15 protein-coding genes are annotated in these 17,330 nt (G+C 55.9%); 14 read left to right on the top strand and 1 reads right to left on the bottom strand.

The genetic code is table 11. From position 1 onward, the window contains the following. The first annotated feature begins 51 nt into the window (after positions 1-51). The 9 genes from ACFPN5_RS25080 to ACFPN5_RS25040 all read left to right on the top strand — a co-directional run bounded on the left by ACFPN5_RS25080 (position 52) and on the right by ACFPN5_RS25040 (position 10,129). Positions 52-1,284, top strand: coding sequence for a cytochrome P450 (locus ACFPN5_RS25080; protein ID WP_379786573.1), 1,233 nt, complete (start codon positions 52-54; stop codon positions 1,282-1,284). Positions 1,285-1,331: 47 nt separating this feature from the next. Next, positions 1,332-1,877, top strand: a complete 546-nt coding sequence (locus ACFPN5_RS25075) for an SDR family NAD(P)-dependent oxidoreductase (RefSeq protein WP_379786572.1) — start codon at positions 1,332-1,334, stop codon at positions 1,875-1,877. Then, on the top strand, positions 1,759-2,085 hold the full coding sequence (locus ACFPN5_RS25070; RefSeq protein ID WP_379786571.1) for an SDR family NAD(P)-dependent oxidoreductase: 327 nt from the start codon (positions 1,759-1,761) through the stop codon (positions 2,083-2,085). The genes ACFPN5_RS25075 and ACFPN5_RS25070 overlap by 119 nt, the downstream gene beginning before the upstream one ends. Before the next feature lie 640 nt (positions 2,086-2,725). Then, positions 2,726-4,330, top strand: a complete 1,605-nt coding sequence (locus tag ACFPN5_RS25065) for a DUF1302 domain-containing protein (RefSeq protein ID WP_379786570.1) — start codon at positions 2,726-2,728, stop codon at positions 4,328-4,330. A 185-nt stretch (positions 4,331-4,515) separates the two neighbouring features. Next, positions 4,516-5,634 carry an NADH:flavin oxidoreductase gene (locus ACFPN5_RS25060; protein WP_379786569.1) on the top strand — a complete coding sequence of 373 codons (1,119 nt, stop codon included), beginning with the start codon at positions 4,516-4,518 and terminating at the stop codon, positions 5,632-5,634. 66 nt (positions 5,635-5,700) lie between these two features. Beyond that, on the top strand, positions 5,701-6,450 hold the full coding sequence (locus tag ACFPN5_RS25055; RefSeq protein WP_379786568.1) for an SDR family NAD(P)-dependent oxidoreductase: 750 nt from the start codon (positions 5,701-5,703) through the stop codon (positions 6,448-6,450). A gap of 164 nt (positions 6,451-6,614) precedes the next feature. Beyond that, on the top strand, positions 6,615-7,286 hold the full coding sequence (locus ACFPN5_RS25050) for a TetR/AcrR family transcriptional regulator (protein ID WP_379786567.1): 672 nt from the start codon (positions 6,615-6,617) through the stop codon (positions 7,284-7,286). Between the two features lie 558 nt (positions 7,287-7,844). Then, a complete protein-coding gene (locus ACFPN5_RS25045) occupies positions 7,845-8,411 on the top strand; it encodes a carboxymuconolactone decarboxylase family protein (RefSeq protein ID WP_379786566.1) in 567 nt (188 codons plus the stop codon). A gap of 347 nt (positions 8,412-8,758) precedes the next feature. Continuing rightward, complete coding sequence (locus ACFPN5_RS25040) at positions 8,759-10,129, top strand: DUF1329 domain-containing protein (protein ID WP_379786565.1); 1,371 nt, start codon at positions 8,759-8,761, stop codon at positions 10,127-10,129. Positions 10,130-10,741: 612 nt separating this feature from the next. Here ACFPN5_RS25040 and ACFPN5_RS25035 read toward each other — a convergent pair. After that, positions 10,742-11,905, bottom strand: a complete 1,164-nt coding sequence (locus ACFPN5_RS25035; RefSeq protein WP_379786564.1) for an AraC family transcriptional regulator — start codon at positions 11,903-11,905, stop codon at positions 10,742-10,744. A 541-nt stretch (positions 11,906-12,446) separates the two neighbouring features. On the opposite strand from ACFPN5_RS25035, the gene ACFPN5_RS25030 reads away from it, so the two are divergent. From ACFPN5_RS25030 to ACFPN5_RS25010, 5 genes are all read left to right on the top strand, one after another. Then, on the top strand, positions 12,447-13,166 hold the full coding sequence (locus ACFPN5_RS25030) for a CoA transferase subunit A (RefSeq protein ID WP_379786563.1): 720 nt from the start codon (positions 12,447-12,449) through the stop codon (positions 13,164-13,166). Next, positions 13,105-13,794, top strand: a complete 690-nt coding sequence (locus tag ACFPN5_RS25025; RefSeq protein WP_379786562.1) for a 3-oxoacid CoA-transferase subunit B — start codon at positions 13,105-13,107, stop codon at positions 13,792-13,794. Before ACFPN5_RS25030 ends, ACFPN5_RS25025 begins: the two co-directional genes overlap by 62 nt. Before the next feature lie 277 nt (positions 13,795-14,071). After that, positions 14,072-14,302: a biotin/lipoyl-containing protein gene (locus ACFPN5_RS25020; protein ID WP_379786561.1), complete on the top strand. Its 231-nt coding sequence runs from the start codon at positions 14,072-14,074 to the stop codon at positions 14,300-14,302. Positions 14,303-14,315: 13 nt separating this feature from the next. After that, entirely contained in the window at positions 14,316-15,065 is a 750-nt protein-coding gene (locus ACFPN5_RS25015) for a 2-oxo acid dehydrogenase subunit E2 (protein WP_379786560.1), read from the top strand. Between the two features lie 201 nt (positions 15,066-15,266). Then, complete coding sequence (locus ACFPN5_RS25010) at positions 15,267-17,249, top strand: oxidoreductase (protein ID WP_379786559.1); 1,983 nt, start codon at positions 15,267-15,269, stop codon at positions 17,247-17,249. Positions 17,250-17,330 lie beyond the last annotated feature (81 nt).

Genomic DNA, 17,330 nt, shown 5'->3' with positions numbered 1-17,330 from the left:
CGGCGGCTCATTACATGCTGTTACCCATAATCAATAAAAGGGTGATCCATTATGGACACAAGCATCGAGAACGCTGCGCTCGCAACGCGCCCTGATCATGTACCGCCGCATTTGGTCCTTGACTTTGACTGCTACAACATTGGCGGGTCGTTTGACGATCTCCAGGTGGCATGGCTTGCACTGAAAGAAAAGGCCCCATCAGGAATTTTCTGGACGCCGCGCAACCGTGGACATTGGGTCGTGCTGAACGGTGCCGACATTGAGAAAGTGTATTCCGATTACTCCCGCTTTTCCAGCGAGGACATCTTCATTCCTCCTAACGGGTCCCGTGGCAACGCGCTGATTCCGCAGGAAATGAATCCGCCGGCGTCACTCGCATATCGCAGCGTCATGCTACGCCCACTTATGCCGGCGAACCTTGGCCATCTTGAAGGACAAGTCAGAAAGCGGGCGGCACATTTAGTGGAAAAGCTTCTTCCACAAGGCGAGTGCGAGTTTGTGGAGGATTTCGCGACCGTGTTACCTGTCGAGATTTTTCTCGACCTCATGGGACTCCCACCGGAAGATCGAAGCACACTAATGCCCTTGGGGAAAATGTCGACACGCCCTGAGTCACCCGAACAACGTGCGTGGGCGCACGGTGAGATCCGGCAGTACCTCAGCACGTGGATAGACAAGCGGCGGGCGGAACCAGGGGAAGATCTTCTTTCCCGATTGGCACTTGCCAGCATCAGCGGTCAGGAAATTACGAAGGACGAAGCACTGCGGTTTTCTCTCAATATCCTGCTGGGGGGACTCGATACAGTCGCCAACCTGCTGGCTTTCTGCGCACTGTTTCTGGCACGTCATCCTGCGCAGCGGCGGCAGCTCATCGAGCGGCCGGAACTGTTAAAACCTGCCACTGAGGAGTTAATCAGGCGCTACGGTATGGTCGCTGTTGGAAGGCGTGTTGCGACCGACACCGAACTGTGCGGAGTACAGCTTCGTCATGGCGACATGGTCCAGGGCCCGACGATGCTCTACGGGATGGACGATTCGATCGTTTCGGATCCCCTCATGGTCGACTTTGAGCGCAAGAGCTGTCCGCATATGACTTTCGGTAGCGGGCCGCATATCTGCCCAGGTCAACATTTGGCGCGGAAAGAAGTTCAGATTTTCATGGAGGAGTGGCTGAAAAGCATACCGGACTTCAGCGTTCGCCCAGGCGCCAGTCTGGAGATCGAGACCGGCCTGGTCGGCGGACTGATATCGCTCAATCTCATCTGGAACACAAATGGCGCTTGATGAGTATTACCCGACGTATCCATATACATTCAATCACGGAAAGAAAAATGAAAATAACGGGACAACGTGTTGCCGGTAAGGTAGCGATCATTACAGGAGCCGCAGTTGGAATGGGAGCGGCACATGCACGATTGCTCGCTGCGGAAGGCGCCAAGGTCGTCATCTGCGATATTAGCGATAAAGAAGGACGGGCCACTGCGAAAGAGATTGGCGAAAACGCTCTGTTCGTTCATCTCGACGTCGCCAACGAAGAGCAATGGAAGAACGCAGTAGCCGCGGCCGAGGCAGCTTTCGGTCCCATCAATGTTCTCGTCAATAATGCGGGAATCGTTGCCTTGGCGAACATTGATCAAATGACGGAAACTGAGTATCGAAGACTGATCGACGTGAACCAGATTGGACCATTTCTGGGAATGCGGTCTGTTGTCGGTTCAATGCGAAAGGCAAGGGGAGGATCGATCATCAATATATCGAGTGTTGCCGGCTTCGCCGGTCTGGAGAAACTTTCCGGCTATACCGCCACCAAATTTGCGATCAGAGGTATGGACGAAGGCCGCATCGATCGACTTGGCATCGGACAACATCCGGGTTAATTCAGTACACCCCGGGATGATTGACACGCCGATGAACGTGGGCGCTACTTCTGCTCCGAAGCTGCAGGCCATCAAGCGCATGGGCCTTCCGCGGGAGGTCGCAGCAATGGTTCTTTTCCTGGCATCTGATGACGCTTCATTTTGCACAGGGAGCGAATATGTGGTCGACGGCGGCTATCTGAATGTCGTAGGCGAAGTGTTGATCTGATAGCGGAACTGGCGAAAATTATGCGAAAACTTACAGGACACTAAACGGTCCCTTGAAGATCGAAGATATATTCGTTCATTGGCAGCGCGTGCGGCGACGATCGTGGCGTCGCGCAGCTGCCGTTCACCTTACCCATCCACCGACTCGCGCTCGATGAAGGCACCCCGGCCGGCTCGCACTGATGCGCCAGCGGCCGCTTTGCGTTCTCAGGTTCGATCCAGCCAAGCCGCGCCTCACGGCTCATATCCCAGCTTTCTTTCGCCAGCAAAGTTAGCTTGCCAGCCTCATGCTCAAGCATCGCCAGGTAATGTTCGGTCGTTTATGGAGGCAGCACCGCTGTCGGCGCGCTGATTTTTCGCGATGTAGTTCAGCGCACCGTGCGCGCTAGCCGTCATGGCTGACTCTGGCGAGCATTTGCACGGTTACCGATGTGACACGGATGCCAACACCGTTTTCCCTACGTTACAACCTGCGTCGTCGTGCTTGCTCTGGACTGGACGATTCCGATCTGCTACCGAAATTTGTCGTGATCGGTCAATTTTACTTTTGCGAGCAATATTAGACTGAGCATATCGGTGCAAAGCAGCCCGCTGTGACACTGGCTTTGTTCGTGATGCGCAGTAAAAACTAGGAGAATACTTTGAGACACGTATCCGCAAAAAAAGTGACGGTTAAGAACACGCTGGCGCAGGCCATTATGCTTTGTTTTATAGTGCCCGCACCGGCTTATGCGATTGAAATAAAGACAGGAAATCCTGATCTGAGTATCCGCTGGGATAACTCCATCCGCTATAACCTGGGATTCCGGACCAAGGATCCAGACTCGGCAATCGCGAATACTCCAGGAATGTCCAATTCGACCTTGAAATTCGATAAAGGCGATGTCATTACCAACCGACTCGATCTGCTGTCGGAATTCGATGTCGTCTACAAGGAAGACTTCGGCTTCCGCCTCAGCGCCCAGGCCTGGAACGACTCGGCATATGACAGGCGCGAAAAAGTCGGCACAATCGCAGCTTATCCGAATGCGCGTTACACCGACTATACCACGCGCTGGAATCGTGGCCCTTCCGGGGAACTCCTCGACGTTTTTGTATTCGGTAAGTTCACGGTTGGGAGTGTCACAACCAACGTCAAGGCCGGTCAGCACAATCTTTATTGGGGTGAATCCTTATTCACACCAATTCACGGTGTCAGTTACTCCCAAGGCCCAGTCGACACGCGCAAATCCCAAGCAACGCCTGGTATCGAGGCCAAGGAACTGTTCAAACCTTTGAATCAGATTTCCTTCACTACCCAATTGTCCGACACGCTTGCGATCTCGGGTCAATATCTGCTCGATTGGCGCGGATCACCTTTGGCGGACGGCGGGACCTATTGGGGAAACTATGACTGGTTGACCATGGGTGGCGGGACGGTCATTGGGGGCGCGTTGCCCTTTGTGGGGACTATTGCCAAACCGCGTGACGACCGCGGGGACTGGGGCTTGATGGCACGCTGGAGTCCGGCCGCTGCAAAAGGCACCCTCGGCTTCTACTATCGGGAATACACCGACAAGTTCCCAGTTTTCGCGTTAGCGCAGGACTTTAGCAGTCTGGGGCTGGACTATTCAGCAAAGCGGACGACCTTAACTGGCATCAGCTATGCAACGCAGATCGCAGGTATTTCTGTCGGGTCCGAGCTCGTTCATCGCAAGAATACCGCGCTCCTTGCCACCGGGGCGACAACAGTGGGAAACGCGCCGATTGGCGATACCTGGCACGCCCTTGTGAACGTGCTGGGATATGCAGGCGAAACGCCGCTGTTCGATTCCATGGCCTGGATGGGGGAAGTCACCTATAGCCGCCTGGACAAGGTACGGGCGAATAGTCAAAACTACAATTCAGTGGATTTTGCCTGCAGTGGCTTGCCTAACCAACTTGCATGCGCCACCAAGGACTCCTGGACCCTTAGTGCCAAGGTTGAGCCAAAGTGGACCCAGGCACTCAACGGTGTTGATTTGTCTGTGCCGATCTTCTTTACAAAGACGTTGAAGGGTACTGCGCCAGTTTTCTTCGGCGGCTACGAGGGGAATGGATCGGTTAGCCTGGGCGTGACGGCAGAGTACAACAACGCACACACCTTCTCGCTGGTTTTTGCCCACTACATGGACAAGAAAACCATCAGGAATAACATGGTCCTGGATTCTACTTCCAACCTTTGGGATCGCGACAACGTTACTTTTACCTATAAGACAAGCTTTTAAAGATTGTAAGGCTTATTAAAGGGCGTTTTTCAGTCTTACCTGTCGGACGTGGCCGGGCCGCCTTGTTCAGGTAAGCGATACAGCGACCGGCGCGCATCGGCCAGCGGTTCCTGGGCGCCTTTCTTGTAAGTGGTGAAAGCAAATTCAAACGAAGGCCGCTACGAGGCCGTAACACTGGAGTCAGTATGTCCGAGATCGCTCTGCAGTCATTATTCTCGTCATTTGAGTACAAAAAGCTAAAACTGCGCAACCGCATCGTCATGTCGCCGATGACGCGCTATTTCTCGCCGAACGGAAAGGCTACCGATGAGGTCGCTGCCTATTACGCCCGGCGTGCCCAAGGCGAAGTCGGCCTGATTATTTCAGAAGGTGTCTATATCGATCGGCCAGTTGCCCGGAATGTAGATACTGTTCCATCGTTTTATGGGGACGCGCTCGAGCCCTGGAAAAAGGTTATCGCTGACGTCCACGCCGCGGGGGCGGCGATGGCGCCTCAGCTCTGGCACGTCGGCGGTAACGCGGACTTCAATTTCCCGGATTCGCCTCACTGCAGGGAGCTTGAAAGCCCGTCGGGATTGATTGGACCAGGGCTCGATGGTGGCCGGATTATGACGGAAGAAGACATTGCTGACGTGGTGGCTGCGTTTGTCAAAGCTGCTGTCGACGCGCAGCGCCTTGGCTTTGACGCTATTGAGTTCCATGGCGGCCACGGTTATCTGTTCGACTCCTTTTTCTGGGAGGCAACAAACAAGCGTACGGACCGCTACGGCGGATCCACACTTCGCGAACGTACCCGGTTCGCTACGGAAGTGATCAGCGCGACCCGCCGCGCTGTCGGTGACGACTTCACCCTCATGTTCCGTCTCTCCCAATGGAAGAATGGATTCTTTGACGTGAGGTTGGCGCAAACTCCGGACGCGCTGGAACAATGGCTCGCACCGCTTACGGATGCGGGTGTTGATATCTTCGACTGCTCGCAGCGCCGCTTCTACGAGCGCGAGTTCGAAGGCAGCGAGCTTAATCTTGCAGGCTGGGTCAAGAAGCTTACTGGTCAGCCGACCATCACGGTCGGCTCTGTTGGCCTGTCAACCGACTTGTTCATGGACATTGAAAGCGGCGCGGTGTCCGAGGCCACGTCCAGAACAATTCGCGAAGTCGCAGAACGCCTGGATCGGGGCGAATTTGATCTGGTGGCGGTAGGACGGGGGATGTTGGCCGATGCGCACTGGGCGCGCAAAGTCAAGGAGGGTCGGTTCGGCGAACTCCGGGGATATTCGACAGAGCTGATGAAAACGCTGGATTGATTCCGATGAACGCGTATCTGGCAGCCTGAGCGGCAATTCTTTAATTGAAATCGGAAGGAATGCGTAATGACCGTTAGCGAAGGTAGGCTGGTTGGGAAAGTTGCATTGATCAGTGGCGCGTCGCGCGGCCTGGGTGCCGCCTGCGCACGGCGCTTTGTTGCGGAAGGCGCGAAGGTGGTGATTGGCGACATCGACACTGGACAGGGGACGGCCTTGGCCGTCGAACTTGGACCTAACGCGGTCTTTGTCCAGCTTGACGTCACCAGTTCGCAAGACTGGAACGCGGCTGTTGCAAAGGCGGAGGCCGAGTATGGTCCCGTGACCGTGCTGGTCAACAATGCAGGAATCGTCGCGATGATGTCCCTCGATGAAATGACCGATGAGGCTTATCGGCGCATGATTGAGGTCAACCAATTTGGTTCGATGTTTGGAACGAGGGCGGTGATCGGTTCCATGCGTAAATCGGGCGGCGGCTCGATCGTCAATATCGCCAGTACCGCAGGACTGGTCGGACTTCCAAAGTTGTCCCACTATGTCTCGAGCAAGTTTGCCGTACGTGGCTTTACGCGCGCAGCCTCCCTTGACCTGGCCGATGACAATATCCGGGTCAACGCGGTGTTGCCGGGCACGATGGATACATCGATGACTGCTGGTGCGCCAGCGCCGAGACTTCAGGCGATCAAGCGTTTCGGCCGGCCGGAAGAGGTCGCCAACATGGTTCTGTTCCTTGCATCAGACGAGGCATCCTACTGCACCGGCCAAGACTATGTCGTGGATGGGGGCTTCCTGAATCTTGTCGGTGAAATAGTCATCTGATCTTTCGCTGCTCTATATTTCTTTCGAAAGTCGCGCGGCCGCCGGTCCACGGCCGCCTTTCCAACGTTACGGTTCAAAAAGGCAAGTATCTGGTGTACCGTTCTTGCATTTCATCCCTTCCCAAGTAATATGTTCTGCACCGTAGCTTTGGATTTGAGCGTTAAATGTTAAGACCGAAAATTTCGATTCGCGATGCAGGAAAGCAGCTGACCCGCGAGCGTCTGATGGACTCCGCTTATGCCTTGTTTGCAGAGTTTGGATTCAAGGAAGTAAGTATCCAGCAAATAATGAAGCATGCGCAGGCCAACCGTGCCACGTTTTACCTGCACTTTAATGACAAGCTCGACATCGCATGGGCAATTACTAAGCGCGAGGCCGGTAGGCAAGACGTGCATCGATTCAAAGAACTGGACGCGTTCCAGTCCCCATCCTTGGAAATTATCCAGCACTGGGTGCAGTGCCGGGTCGACAGTGTTTCCGCCAATCCTTCGCTCGCTTGCGTATTCCAGGAGGCAATCACCACGGAAGCTCGCTTTGCGGCAGAATACGCGTCCTACCTTGCACGTGTCTACGATCGTGTGCTCGTAAACATTGCAGGCAACCAGGAAGTGCGAGTACGCCCGGTAGCCCGCTCCAAGTTTGTTCTCATCGTGACGATGATGGATCGCTTCATCCTGCACTCCTGCTACCACAAACTCAACTTCTCTGGCGACGCGTCGATCGAAGCAATGGCTGAAATGCTGTGGGAGGCGCTTTTCTCGAACCATCCGCGCATCAGCGAATTCACAGCTTGGTGCGCAGAACGGAATGAGCAGAAAGAATTGCCTGTAGGATAACACTGCACGAGTTCGTTCAGCTCGGCGGCGAATGGTGCGTTTGCGCTAGCTGCACTTTCATCCACATTGCTGCGTTAGCCTTCTCCCGTTGAGAACCATATTTTTGCCAGTTCGTCGCGACGACGAATTGATGCGGTCTGACACGGCCCAGAGCTGCCGTATAGTGCAAGCCGGGATGAACTCAACGGAGCAAGGACCCGCCGTTCGAGAGAAACATTGCTTTTCCACCAGGTGACGCCAGACTGTTCGACCCGCTTTCACAGCCGCTCGGCACTGGACGACTGGCTCGTTGTGCATGGCAAACTTCAGTCGGAACGAACGGCGCGTACTCCTTGTGACCGGCTTGCACCGTGCAAGGCCATTGAACAAAGGCGACCAGACGAGCAAAGGCTGGCTTTCCATTTCTATTCTGGCCTATCGGCCATGCCGTTCTTGACGCACACGGTCAATACGGCGCCAGGTCTCCCCGCAATACTTCACATGGCTCAGGTTCACGTTCGGCCGCTGCCGAAGTTCGGCGTGGGCTGCTTTCAACTCTCACCATACAGGAGACTACCAATGCGTATTCATATACCAGAAACCCATGCGGCCACGCCGATGGCTTACCTAATGTCAGCGCATGCGGTCGAGATTGCCCGCGCGGGCGCGGATTTCTCCAAGTCGGTCTACGTTCACTCGACGTTTTCTCTGCGTGAGTTCGAAGCTGCCAGAGTCAGGACGGCGCAGATCAACGGCTGCGCAATGTGCAAGACATGGCGCTCGGCTCGTGATGTACCCGGCTATCTGGAGTCGATCGGCGCTGCAGGCCACACCTCGGTCGTCGGCAATGGACCGGCGCCCGACGAAGCGTTCTACCTCAACGTGGCGAAATGGCGCGACAGCGATATTTTTACTGAACGCGAGCGGGTTGTAATCGAATACGCCGAACTCATGGGACTTGACCCCGACGGTATGGCTTTCAACGATGATTTTTGGAGCCGTGCAAAGGCGGTACTGAGTGACAGCGAGGTGGTGGAAATGGGGTTTTCCATCGGATCCTGGATTGGCTTTGGACGCCTGATCCATGTGCTGGGCCTTGATGGCGCAACCGCCTGCCAGATTGAGCGAGGTAGCGCGCCCGCGTAATCGATCGCGATGTCGCCACCCTCCTGGGCGAGCCGAACGGCAAAGCGAGGGTGGACGCAACGCCGGACGTTAGATGAAGTGAGGATTAACAATGAACAGGCATCGATCTTCCGGCTGGGCGGTTCCAACAATTTGGTTTCAATACAAAAACAGTTCGATACACCCGTCGGGCAGCCACACGGTTGCTACGTGCCAGGAAGTTGTCGCAACCGGTCAATACCGAAGCAATGACTCGATCCATCCTGTAGTCCTGAATATAGCTTGTCGCCCCGTCCAGCAAACAGACGGACCAACGGCGATGTAAGTCAATGTTTATAACTACATTCTGACAGAAGAGGAGACTTTGCATGAATCACCGGAATCGATTAATGGCCGCTGCGGTGGCTATGAGCTTCACCGCTACGGCTTATGCCGCGCCAAGCGCTGAAGAGGTCAAGCAGTTGGGCGCGAGTTTGCTGCCATGGGGGGCAGAGAAAGCTGGCAACAAGGATGGGACGATACCGGCGTACACCGGGCAGATCAAGGTTCCGGCAAGCTACGATCCGAAAAAACCCGGCGTGCGTCCAGACCCGTTCGCAGATGAAAAGCCGATGTTTTCGATTGATGCCAAGAACATGGACAAGTATGCTGACCAACTGAGCGACGGCGTAAAAGCCATGCTGCGTAAATACCAGACGTTCCGGCTGGATGTTTATCCCAGCCACAGGACGATGGTATATCCGAAATGGGTGCAGGATAACTCGATAAAAAACGCGACATCGTGCAAGGCTGTCGACGATGAACTTGCCCTGGAGGGCTGCTTTAGCGGAGTTCCCTTCCCGATACCGAAAAAAGGTATTGAAGTCATGTGGAACCACGTCGTCAAGTATTCGGCACCAGAAAGCTGGACGGCGCGCTTCGAGGCTTGGGTCGTTGACGCCGGCGGGAATCCTATCCTCCAGGGAAGCCAGATTGCAGCGTATTCTTCACCCTTCTACAACGCAAAGCTGACAGGGCCGGTGCCGAAGGGAACCGACTTCTTCAACTATCGACACGACTCAACGGCGCCAGCGCGCAAGGCAGGGGAAAAGTTGCTGATACTTGAGTCCACTAAAATGGGATCCGGCAGTACGCGTGTCTGGCAATATCTGCCCGGGCAACGCCGCGTCAAGCTGTCTCCAGACTTGGCATACGATACTCCCAATCCCCAGGCGGGAGGTGCCTCGACGATGGACGACGCGCGTGCGTTCGCGGGGGCCCTGGACCGCTTCAACTTTACCCTGGTGGGCAAGCGGGAGATGTTTATTCCCTATAACACCTTCAAGATGCAGGCTGGCGGATCATGCACGAACAAAGTGCGGTTGAAGCCGAATCATCTCAACCCCGATTGCGTGCGCTGGGAGTTGCATCGTGTCTGGGTTGTCGAGGCGGTGCCGAAGAAAGGCGTGCGTCACATTTACGCCAAGCGGAGGATGTATTTCGACGAGGATGCTCCGGGTGCCGGGCTGAGTGACGGTTATGACGCCACAGGTAAGGTACACCGGGTCAACATGGTCTACCCTTACCCGATGTATGAAGTCGAAGCGCAAGGGACCGATATGTTCACGACATACGACTTGGGTACCGGAGCGTACGTCGAACAGGTCAGTGCAGCGGAGACAGGCGGGTGGCACACAATTCCGCGGAAGCCGTCGACTTACTACACTGCCGACGCAATGGCTGCGGACGGGATTCGCTGATTCGTTGTTATGGACCGCGCTTAGATACCTGGGCGCGGGCCTTTAGGCCGTTACGCACCTTCGTGCGCATTGGGCCAGCCACATCTTTTGAGTGCCGGAATGCATTAGACGCGACACGAAGAGAAGATCAGGAAGTGCGCTCTGCCGTTGCTGCCGTGCCTGCGGCAAACTTCATGGCGCACTGGTATACACGATTCCCACCTGCCATCTTGTACCGTCCGAAAATTGCGCGTACTTATACTTGTGGCGATGTTCGCGAGCCGTCGTTGCATCCGTCATCTTGCGTCAATGCTCATCCTTTGCGCGACGAAATCAGCAAGCAACCTTGTTCCACGACAGATAGTGCTCTGGCAAATCGAACCGCACGGTGACCGCACCGCTGGGCAGGAAAACTAATCGGAACTCGAGTGAAAGTGCGGCCGTCGGGGTTACCTTGACCCTGTGCCAGATAGATGCAAGAAATGACAGGGTATGTTTCTCCGCAATAGCGGCATGAATCGACGGTGTACTGCGGCTGCCATATTGCATGACACCCGCAATCGAAATTGGGTTTTAGAGGGGCAAGGCTGGCAATACGCTTGATGGACGCATTGCCAGTCCCGCGCCTTGACCTTAGGCTGCGCTCAGCTTGCCGACGCTTTGCGGATAGCAGTTGGCCGTCTGGCGATCAGGCAAGGACATCGCTGACAGACGCGACAGGATAGTGGGTTGGGCTGCTTTGCGAATCTGCCGAGGGGAGCGCGAAAACCAGCGCTGGCAGCTGCGTGTAAGGACGGACGATTCGCTGTAGCCAAGTTTTTCCGTAATCTGCGTTAACGACACCTGCTCGTCGGTCAGGTTGCGCAAGGCAATTTCCCTTCGTGCAGCATCGACTATTTCTTCGAAGGTCTTTCCCTCAGCACGCAAGCGACGCTGCAGTGTCCGCGAATGCATTCCCAGCATATCTGCCACCAGCACTTGGCTGCAGGATTCGCCTAGACGCAGTTTTGCCAGGACGACCCGGACCTGCCGGCTGACCGAGGACGCCATCGCCGGGAATTGTTCGTTGATGAGGCCGTCCGCCGTCTGGAACACTTGAGCGTTGCGATTTTCGATAGGCCTGTTGAGAACGCCGCAGCCGAGGTAGATGGCGTTATACGGCATGTTGAACTTCACTGACGTGCCAAAGAACTCGGCATGACTTGCGCAGGACTTTGGCGCACTGTGCGTGAACCAGACTTCTGTCGGCAGTATTTTCGCATCACAGAGAGAGAGGAAGGCGATGTAAGAAAGCCCGATCGCATGTTCGATGACTTGGCGCGGATGCTCTACGCCATTAAGCAAGACATCGACCAGCAGATAGTCGCGGCCGTTCCACTGATCGCGCTCACGGCTGGCGTGTATTGCCGTGCTGTACACATTGACATGGCTTGTGCAGTAATCGTAAGCCTCGCCTAGCGTCCTTGCATTGCGCATCGGGGTCTCGAGAGGGCCCAGAACGGCAAGGGCATTCTTCGTCTGGCGTGCCAGTCTGAGGCCGAAGTCCGGGCACCTGAGCGCGTGTGCTGCGTATTCAAACAAGTCAATCATTGCCCGATAGCTCAGCTTGCCTCCGGGCTGCTGGAGCACTGCTGGATCGATCTTGACGGCGGACATCAGTTGGACCGGGTCGCCTCCCAGGGACCGGACCGTATCGTAGAAAGAATATCTGAGAACGTCGACACGTACATATGAATCGTCGTGTTCGACAGGGCAGGCGTGGGTGTGATCACCCGGTGTTCCGTCCAATTGATACATTTTTTGTCTCCTGGCAACCAAAAATGAATACGGTTTTTAGGGCTGCGAGTCGTGCTTCAGATGCCGGTTCTTCCTGAGGAAGCCCTGAAAAAGTAAGGAACATAGTAGATTTCTTACAATTCCGGGCACGTTGCCCCAGCAGACCGGATGCACTTTTTTGTTTTACGCAAAACGATTTATCTCAATTTCGCCGCCATGTGTCAAGAGAGACGACGCGTGTTGTGTGAGTTTGCGATGTTTATGGTGTACTACGACACCTGTGTCGCACATTGTCAAGACCGGACGCGCCGTGAAGAGTCTATGCGCCGGAACTTCAGCGCCGAATCGTAATGTGTAATTCGGAATTCTTGACCGGCTTTTGGTCTTCAAGCCCATCGTGCGGCAACGGATCAGTCTGCTTTTCTCTGTCGTATTGAATCAAGACGGCGAACCCAGGCCACCATATGATCGTTTCATGGAAGTACCCTAAAAGAGGGTGTCTGATTTTTTTCCGTCCGGGATTCCAACAATCAATGGGATCTACATCGAGGTAATGATCCATATGAAAACGATATACAGGGATGCAACCACCGCGCTTGACGGTTTATTATTCGACGGCATGACTATTGCAGCAGGCGGGTTTGGATTATGTGGCATTCCAGAAAACCTGATTGCGGCCATCCGTGATAGTGGCGTGCGCAACTTGACGATTATCTCGAATAATGCTGGTGTCGATGATTTCGGCCTTGGAATGCTGCTCCAGACGCGCCAGGTTAGCAAGATGATCAGCTCCTACGTCGGCGAAAACAAGGAATTCGAACGCCAATACCTGAGCGGCGAAGTAGATATCGAATTCAATCCCCAGGGTACGCTAGCCGAACGCATCCGCGCCGGTGGTGCGGGAATAGCCGGCTTCTATACCCGTACCGGCGTCGGTACTGTCGTTGGCGAAGGAAAGAGGCGCCAGTATTTTAACGGCGAGGAATACCTCCTCGAGACTGGTCTTACCGCTGACCTGGCAATCGTCAAGGCATGGAAAGCTGATACGCGCGGCAATCTCGTCTATCGCAAGACTGCCCGTAACTTCAACCCCATCGTTGCAACGTGCGGCCGCGTTACGGTTGCGGAAGTCGAGGACATTGTCGAAGCAGGGGGCATCGATCCGGATCATGTTCACACCCCATCCGTCTACGTGCACCGACTGATTCAAGGTCGGAACTATGAAAAACGGATTGAACAACGTACGACAAGTGCAGGAGGAAGCATCCGTGTGGACGCGTGACCAGATGGCGGCGCGTGCCGCCCAAGAACTGCAAGACGGCTTCTACGTGAACCTTGGCATTGGGGTACCCACCTTGGTGGCGAACCATGTCCCGGTCGGTGTCGATATCACCTTTCAATCAGAAAACGGCATGTTGGGAATCGGTCCTTTTCCTACCGAAGACGAAATTGACCCTGACCTCATTAACGCGGGCAAGCAAACCGTTACCGAACTCGCGGGCACTGCTTTCGTGGACTCGGCCGCCAGCTTCGCCATGATCCGGGGCGGCCATATGAATCTGTCCATCCTGGGTGCCCTGCAAGTCTCGGAAAAAGGTGATATTGCCAATTGGATGATTCCTGGCAAAAAGGTTAAGGGCATGGGCGGCGGCATGGACTTGGTGGCCGGCGCCCGGCGCATCATTGTTCTGATGGAGCATGTGTCAAAGGGAGGTGCGCACAAGTTCATACCTGAATGCGGCCTCCCGTTAACCGGGTCCAACGTGGTCGATATGATCGTCACCGACCTGGCAGTGTTCGAAAGGTCCGACCGCAAGGGAGCATCTTTCCGACTGACGGAACTGGCACCCGGAGTCACTCTGGAAGAGCTGCGAGATAAGACGACAGCCAATTTCGTCGTGGATCTGTAGCAGGGTCGGGATGAGCAGCCGCGCCGCCGCAGGCGCTTACGCTTGTGCGCAATAACGGCCGGTACGCTGATATCCGTTCTCTGCACATTAAAACTCGGCTGTCGTATCGCATCAATACTTCGCATGATGAAGAACCTACCATTCTTCGTAACGATCGGTTCGAGAGCGTTACAAGCCGTAATTATTCAGGCGATATTGATGCTCCCGGTTAGCCGAACGCGGGGTCGTAACGATAATCCGCATTGAATTGATGGTCAATTAAATCAGCGAGGTATGCATGACAACTCAGGTATTTTTCCCCAAGATCGGCTTCTCCATGGAAGAGGGCACACTCGTTGAATGGATGGTCGCTGATGGCGCGAGCGTGAAAGAAGGTCAACCGCTTTATGCGCTGGAAAGCGACAAATCGGTGCAAGAGGTCGATGCGCCAGCAACTGGTACCGTGAAGATCATTGCGGTGGCAGGAGAGGTCTACAAAGTCGGCGATGTAATGTGCGAGATCGGCTAAGGGAGCGCACGTTATGAATGATTCTTCCCCTCGGTTCCTTCAATTAGATCTACCGCCATGGCCAAGCGCTGATTTTGCTGAATTCGGCGAAATAGAAGCGGTTCCACTTTCTCGAATTCAGGCGTTAACCTCTGGGTATCTGTCTCGCAACAGCGTTGTCATTCCACATGTGACACATCATGAGGAGATCGATATCACGGCGTTTGAGGCGTTTCGGAAGGAATTGGTTGAAAACACCGGCGTAAAGGTCACGCTGCTTCCGTTTCTGATCAAAGCAGTGGCCTCGCTGCTCGCACGCTTCCCGAAATTCAACGCGTCGCTTGATCAAAGCGGCAAGCGGCTGATCATGAAAAAGTATTTTCATATCGGAGTCGCAGTCGATACTCCTTCCGGCTTGCTGGTGCCTGTGTTGCGTGACTGTGATCGGAAGACTCCCATGCAGCTGGCTGACGAATTGGCAGGACTTTCAACACGTGCGCGCGAAAAGGGCTTGCCGATGAAAGATATGGTGGGCGGATGTATGTCGATCAGCTCGCTTGGGCATATCGGAGGCACTGCATTTACACCAATCATCAATGCGCCGGAAGTCGCGATTCTAGGGGTGACGCGGTCGCAGTGGAAGCCCCGCATGGGCGCCGGCGGAGAGGTCGACTGGCGCTTGATGCTTCCCGTCTCGCTGAGTTATGACCATCGCGTGATCAATGGCGTGGACGCGGCACGGTTCGCCGCCAGCATTGGCGCCGAGCTCGACGCATTGAAGTGACCACGTATACAGGGCACAGCGACTGGCAAGTCGCGCGTGCCCTGTACTACCTCGTTGTCGAAGGTCTCAGGCCCTGCACCCCGCTCAAAAATCCTCCTTATGCTAACTCGAGGTGCAGGCCCCTGATAATTTCTTCGCGGCTAAATTGCTGTCGACCTCTTCGACATACAGTCCCACCCTCATTCCTTGAAAGGAATGGTCATGAATTCCGCATCAAGCCTGCAGCGTGTATTCGAACCGATCACGATCGGCCGGGTTGTCATCCCCAACCGGGTGGTCCGTGCAGCCCATGATACCGGCTATGCCAAAGCGGGGATCGGCGAGGACTTCATTGCCTATCACGTGTCCCGCGCCAAGGGCGGTTGCGGCCTGACGATACTGGAAGCGGGCAGCGTGCATTCGTCGAGCCGGTTGGACCTGGCACTGTTCAGGGACGACATCGTTCCCGGTTTTCGCCAACTAATGGACGCTGTACGCCCTTACGGCATGCGGATCTTCCAGCAGCTGTGGCACGGCGGGAATTTGTATCCGGCCTACGACGGCGGGCCGCCGTTGGCGGTGTCGGACATCCCGGGCTATTGGGGCGTGGTAGGACGGCCGATGTCGCTTGCCGAAATTGCCGAAGTAAGACAGGCATTCGTGACCGCGGCGCTCGCATGCCAGCAGGGCGGTCTCGATGGCATTGAAATCCATGCCTGCCACGGCTATCTCTTCCACCAGTTCCTCTCTCCCTGCTATAACAACCGCAGCGATCAATATGGCGGCAGCTTCGACAATCGCTGCCGCTTCTTACTGGAAACGATGCGCGCGGTGCGTGCCGCTGTCGGGCCCGAGTTCGCGGTCGGCGTCCGGCTTGGCGCGAGCCAGGCGCCAGGCGGAATCGGCGAGGAAGAAAACAAGCTGATTCTGCGGCGCCTGGAAGACGAAGGACTGATCGATTTTGTCGACGTATCGAAAGGCGATTACTTCCGGATGGACACCATGGTCGGGTCGATGCAGAACCCGACCGGTTATGAGCTCCCGTCCACGGCCGATATCGCTTCGGTCGCCAAGGTCCCGCGTATCGTCTCGGGGCGGTTCCGTACCCTCGAGGAAGTGGACCAGGTGTTGCGGACCGGCGAGGCCGACCTCGTATCGATGGTACGGGCCCAGATTGCGGACCCCGACCTGGTGCGCAAGACGCGCGAGGGGCGGGCCGACCAGGTTCGGCCCTGTATCGCCTGCAACCAGGGCTGCATCGGCGGTTTGTTCCGAGCGGGCAGCATGGGATGCGCAGTCAATCCCGCGGTCGGGGTGGAAACCTCGATGAACGAAGACCTGATCGAGCGGTCCGCTTATCCGAAGAGGGTGCTCATCCTTGGTGGCGGCCCGGCCGGAATGGAAGCGGCCCGTATCGCAGCGCTGCAGGGGCATAAGGTGACGCTGGTTGAGGCGCAGCCGGTACTGGGCGGCGCGGTGAATATCGCCCGCCTCGCCCCATCGCTGCACACGCTGGGAGACATCACCTACTGGCTCGAAGCAGAGATCTATCGACTGGGCGTAGAGGTTCGCCTGTCGACCTATATGTCGGAAGATGATATTCTGGCAGAGGCGCCGGACGTATTCATTATCGCCACAGGCTCGACTCCGCGAATGGACGGCTTCCAGATCGCCAATCCTGGCGCTCCGATAGAAGGGGTCGATCAGCCGCATGTGCTGTCTTCCCACGATCTCCTGACCTGCGCCAAGCCCTTGCGACAGGGCTCCACTGCGCTCGTGCTCGACACCGTCGGCCACTATGAAGCACTTGCCGTGGTCGAGTTCCTGATGAAGCAGGGCGTGAGTGTTACTTACCTGACGTCGGCCCCAAGCATGACCCCCTATGTGCAGAGCACCTGGCGCGATGTTCCGGCGCTCGAACGATTTTATGCATTGGGGCAGTTCGAAGCGCTCGTCCGGCACCAGCTCGTCCGGATCGGCGCCGGCAGCTGTCATGTGCGGCCGCTTCAGGCCGGAGAGGGTCAGACACGGGAGATCGATGCCGACGCGGTGGTGCTGGTGACGCAAAATCAGTCGCTGCGCTCGTTGTACGATAGCCTGGCGGACCGGCGGGAGAGGCTGCTGCTGATCGGCGATGCCCTGTCCCCGCGCGACGTCCAGGTCGCGATTGCGGAAGGGCACTGGGCTGCGCGCAGCATCACCTGAACGCCATGCGAGGAGCTCGGAAGCCTGCGCCCGGCCTCCTCGCATTCATCAGGAGCGCATCATCGGACTGTCGCTCTTGAT

Source organism: Massilia niabensis (assembly GCF_042655085.1).
GTDB lineage: Bacteria > Pseudomonadota > Gammaproteobacteria > Burkholderiales > Burkholderiaceae_D > Telluria > Telluria niabensis.
Note: the sequence above shows the minus strand (reverse complement) of the source record. Positions and strands in the feature narration are given on the sequence as shown.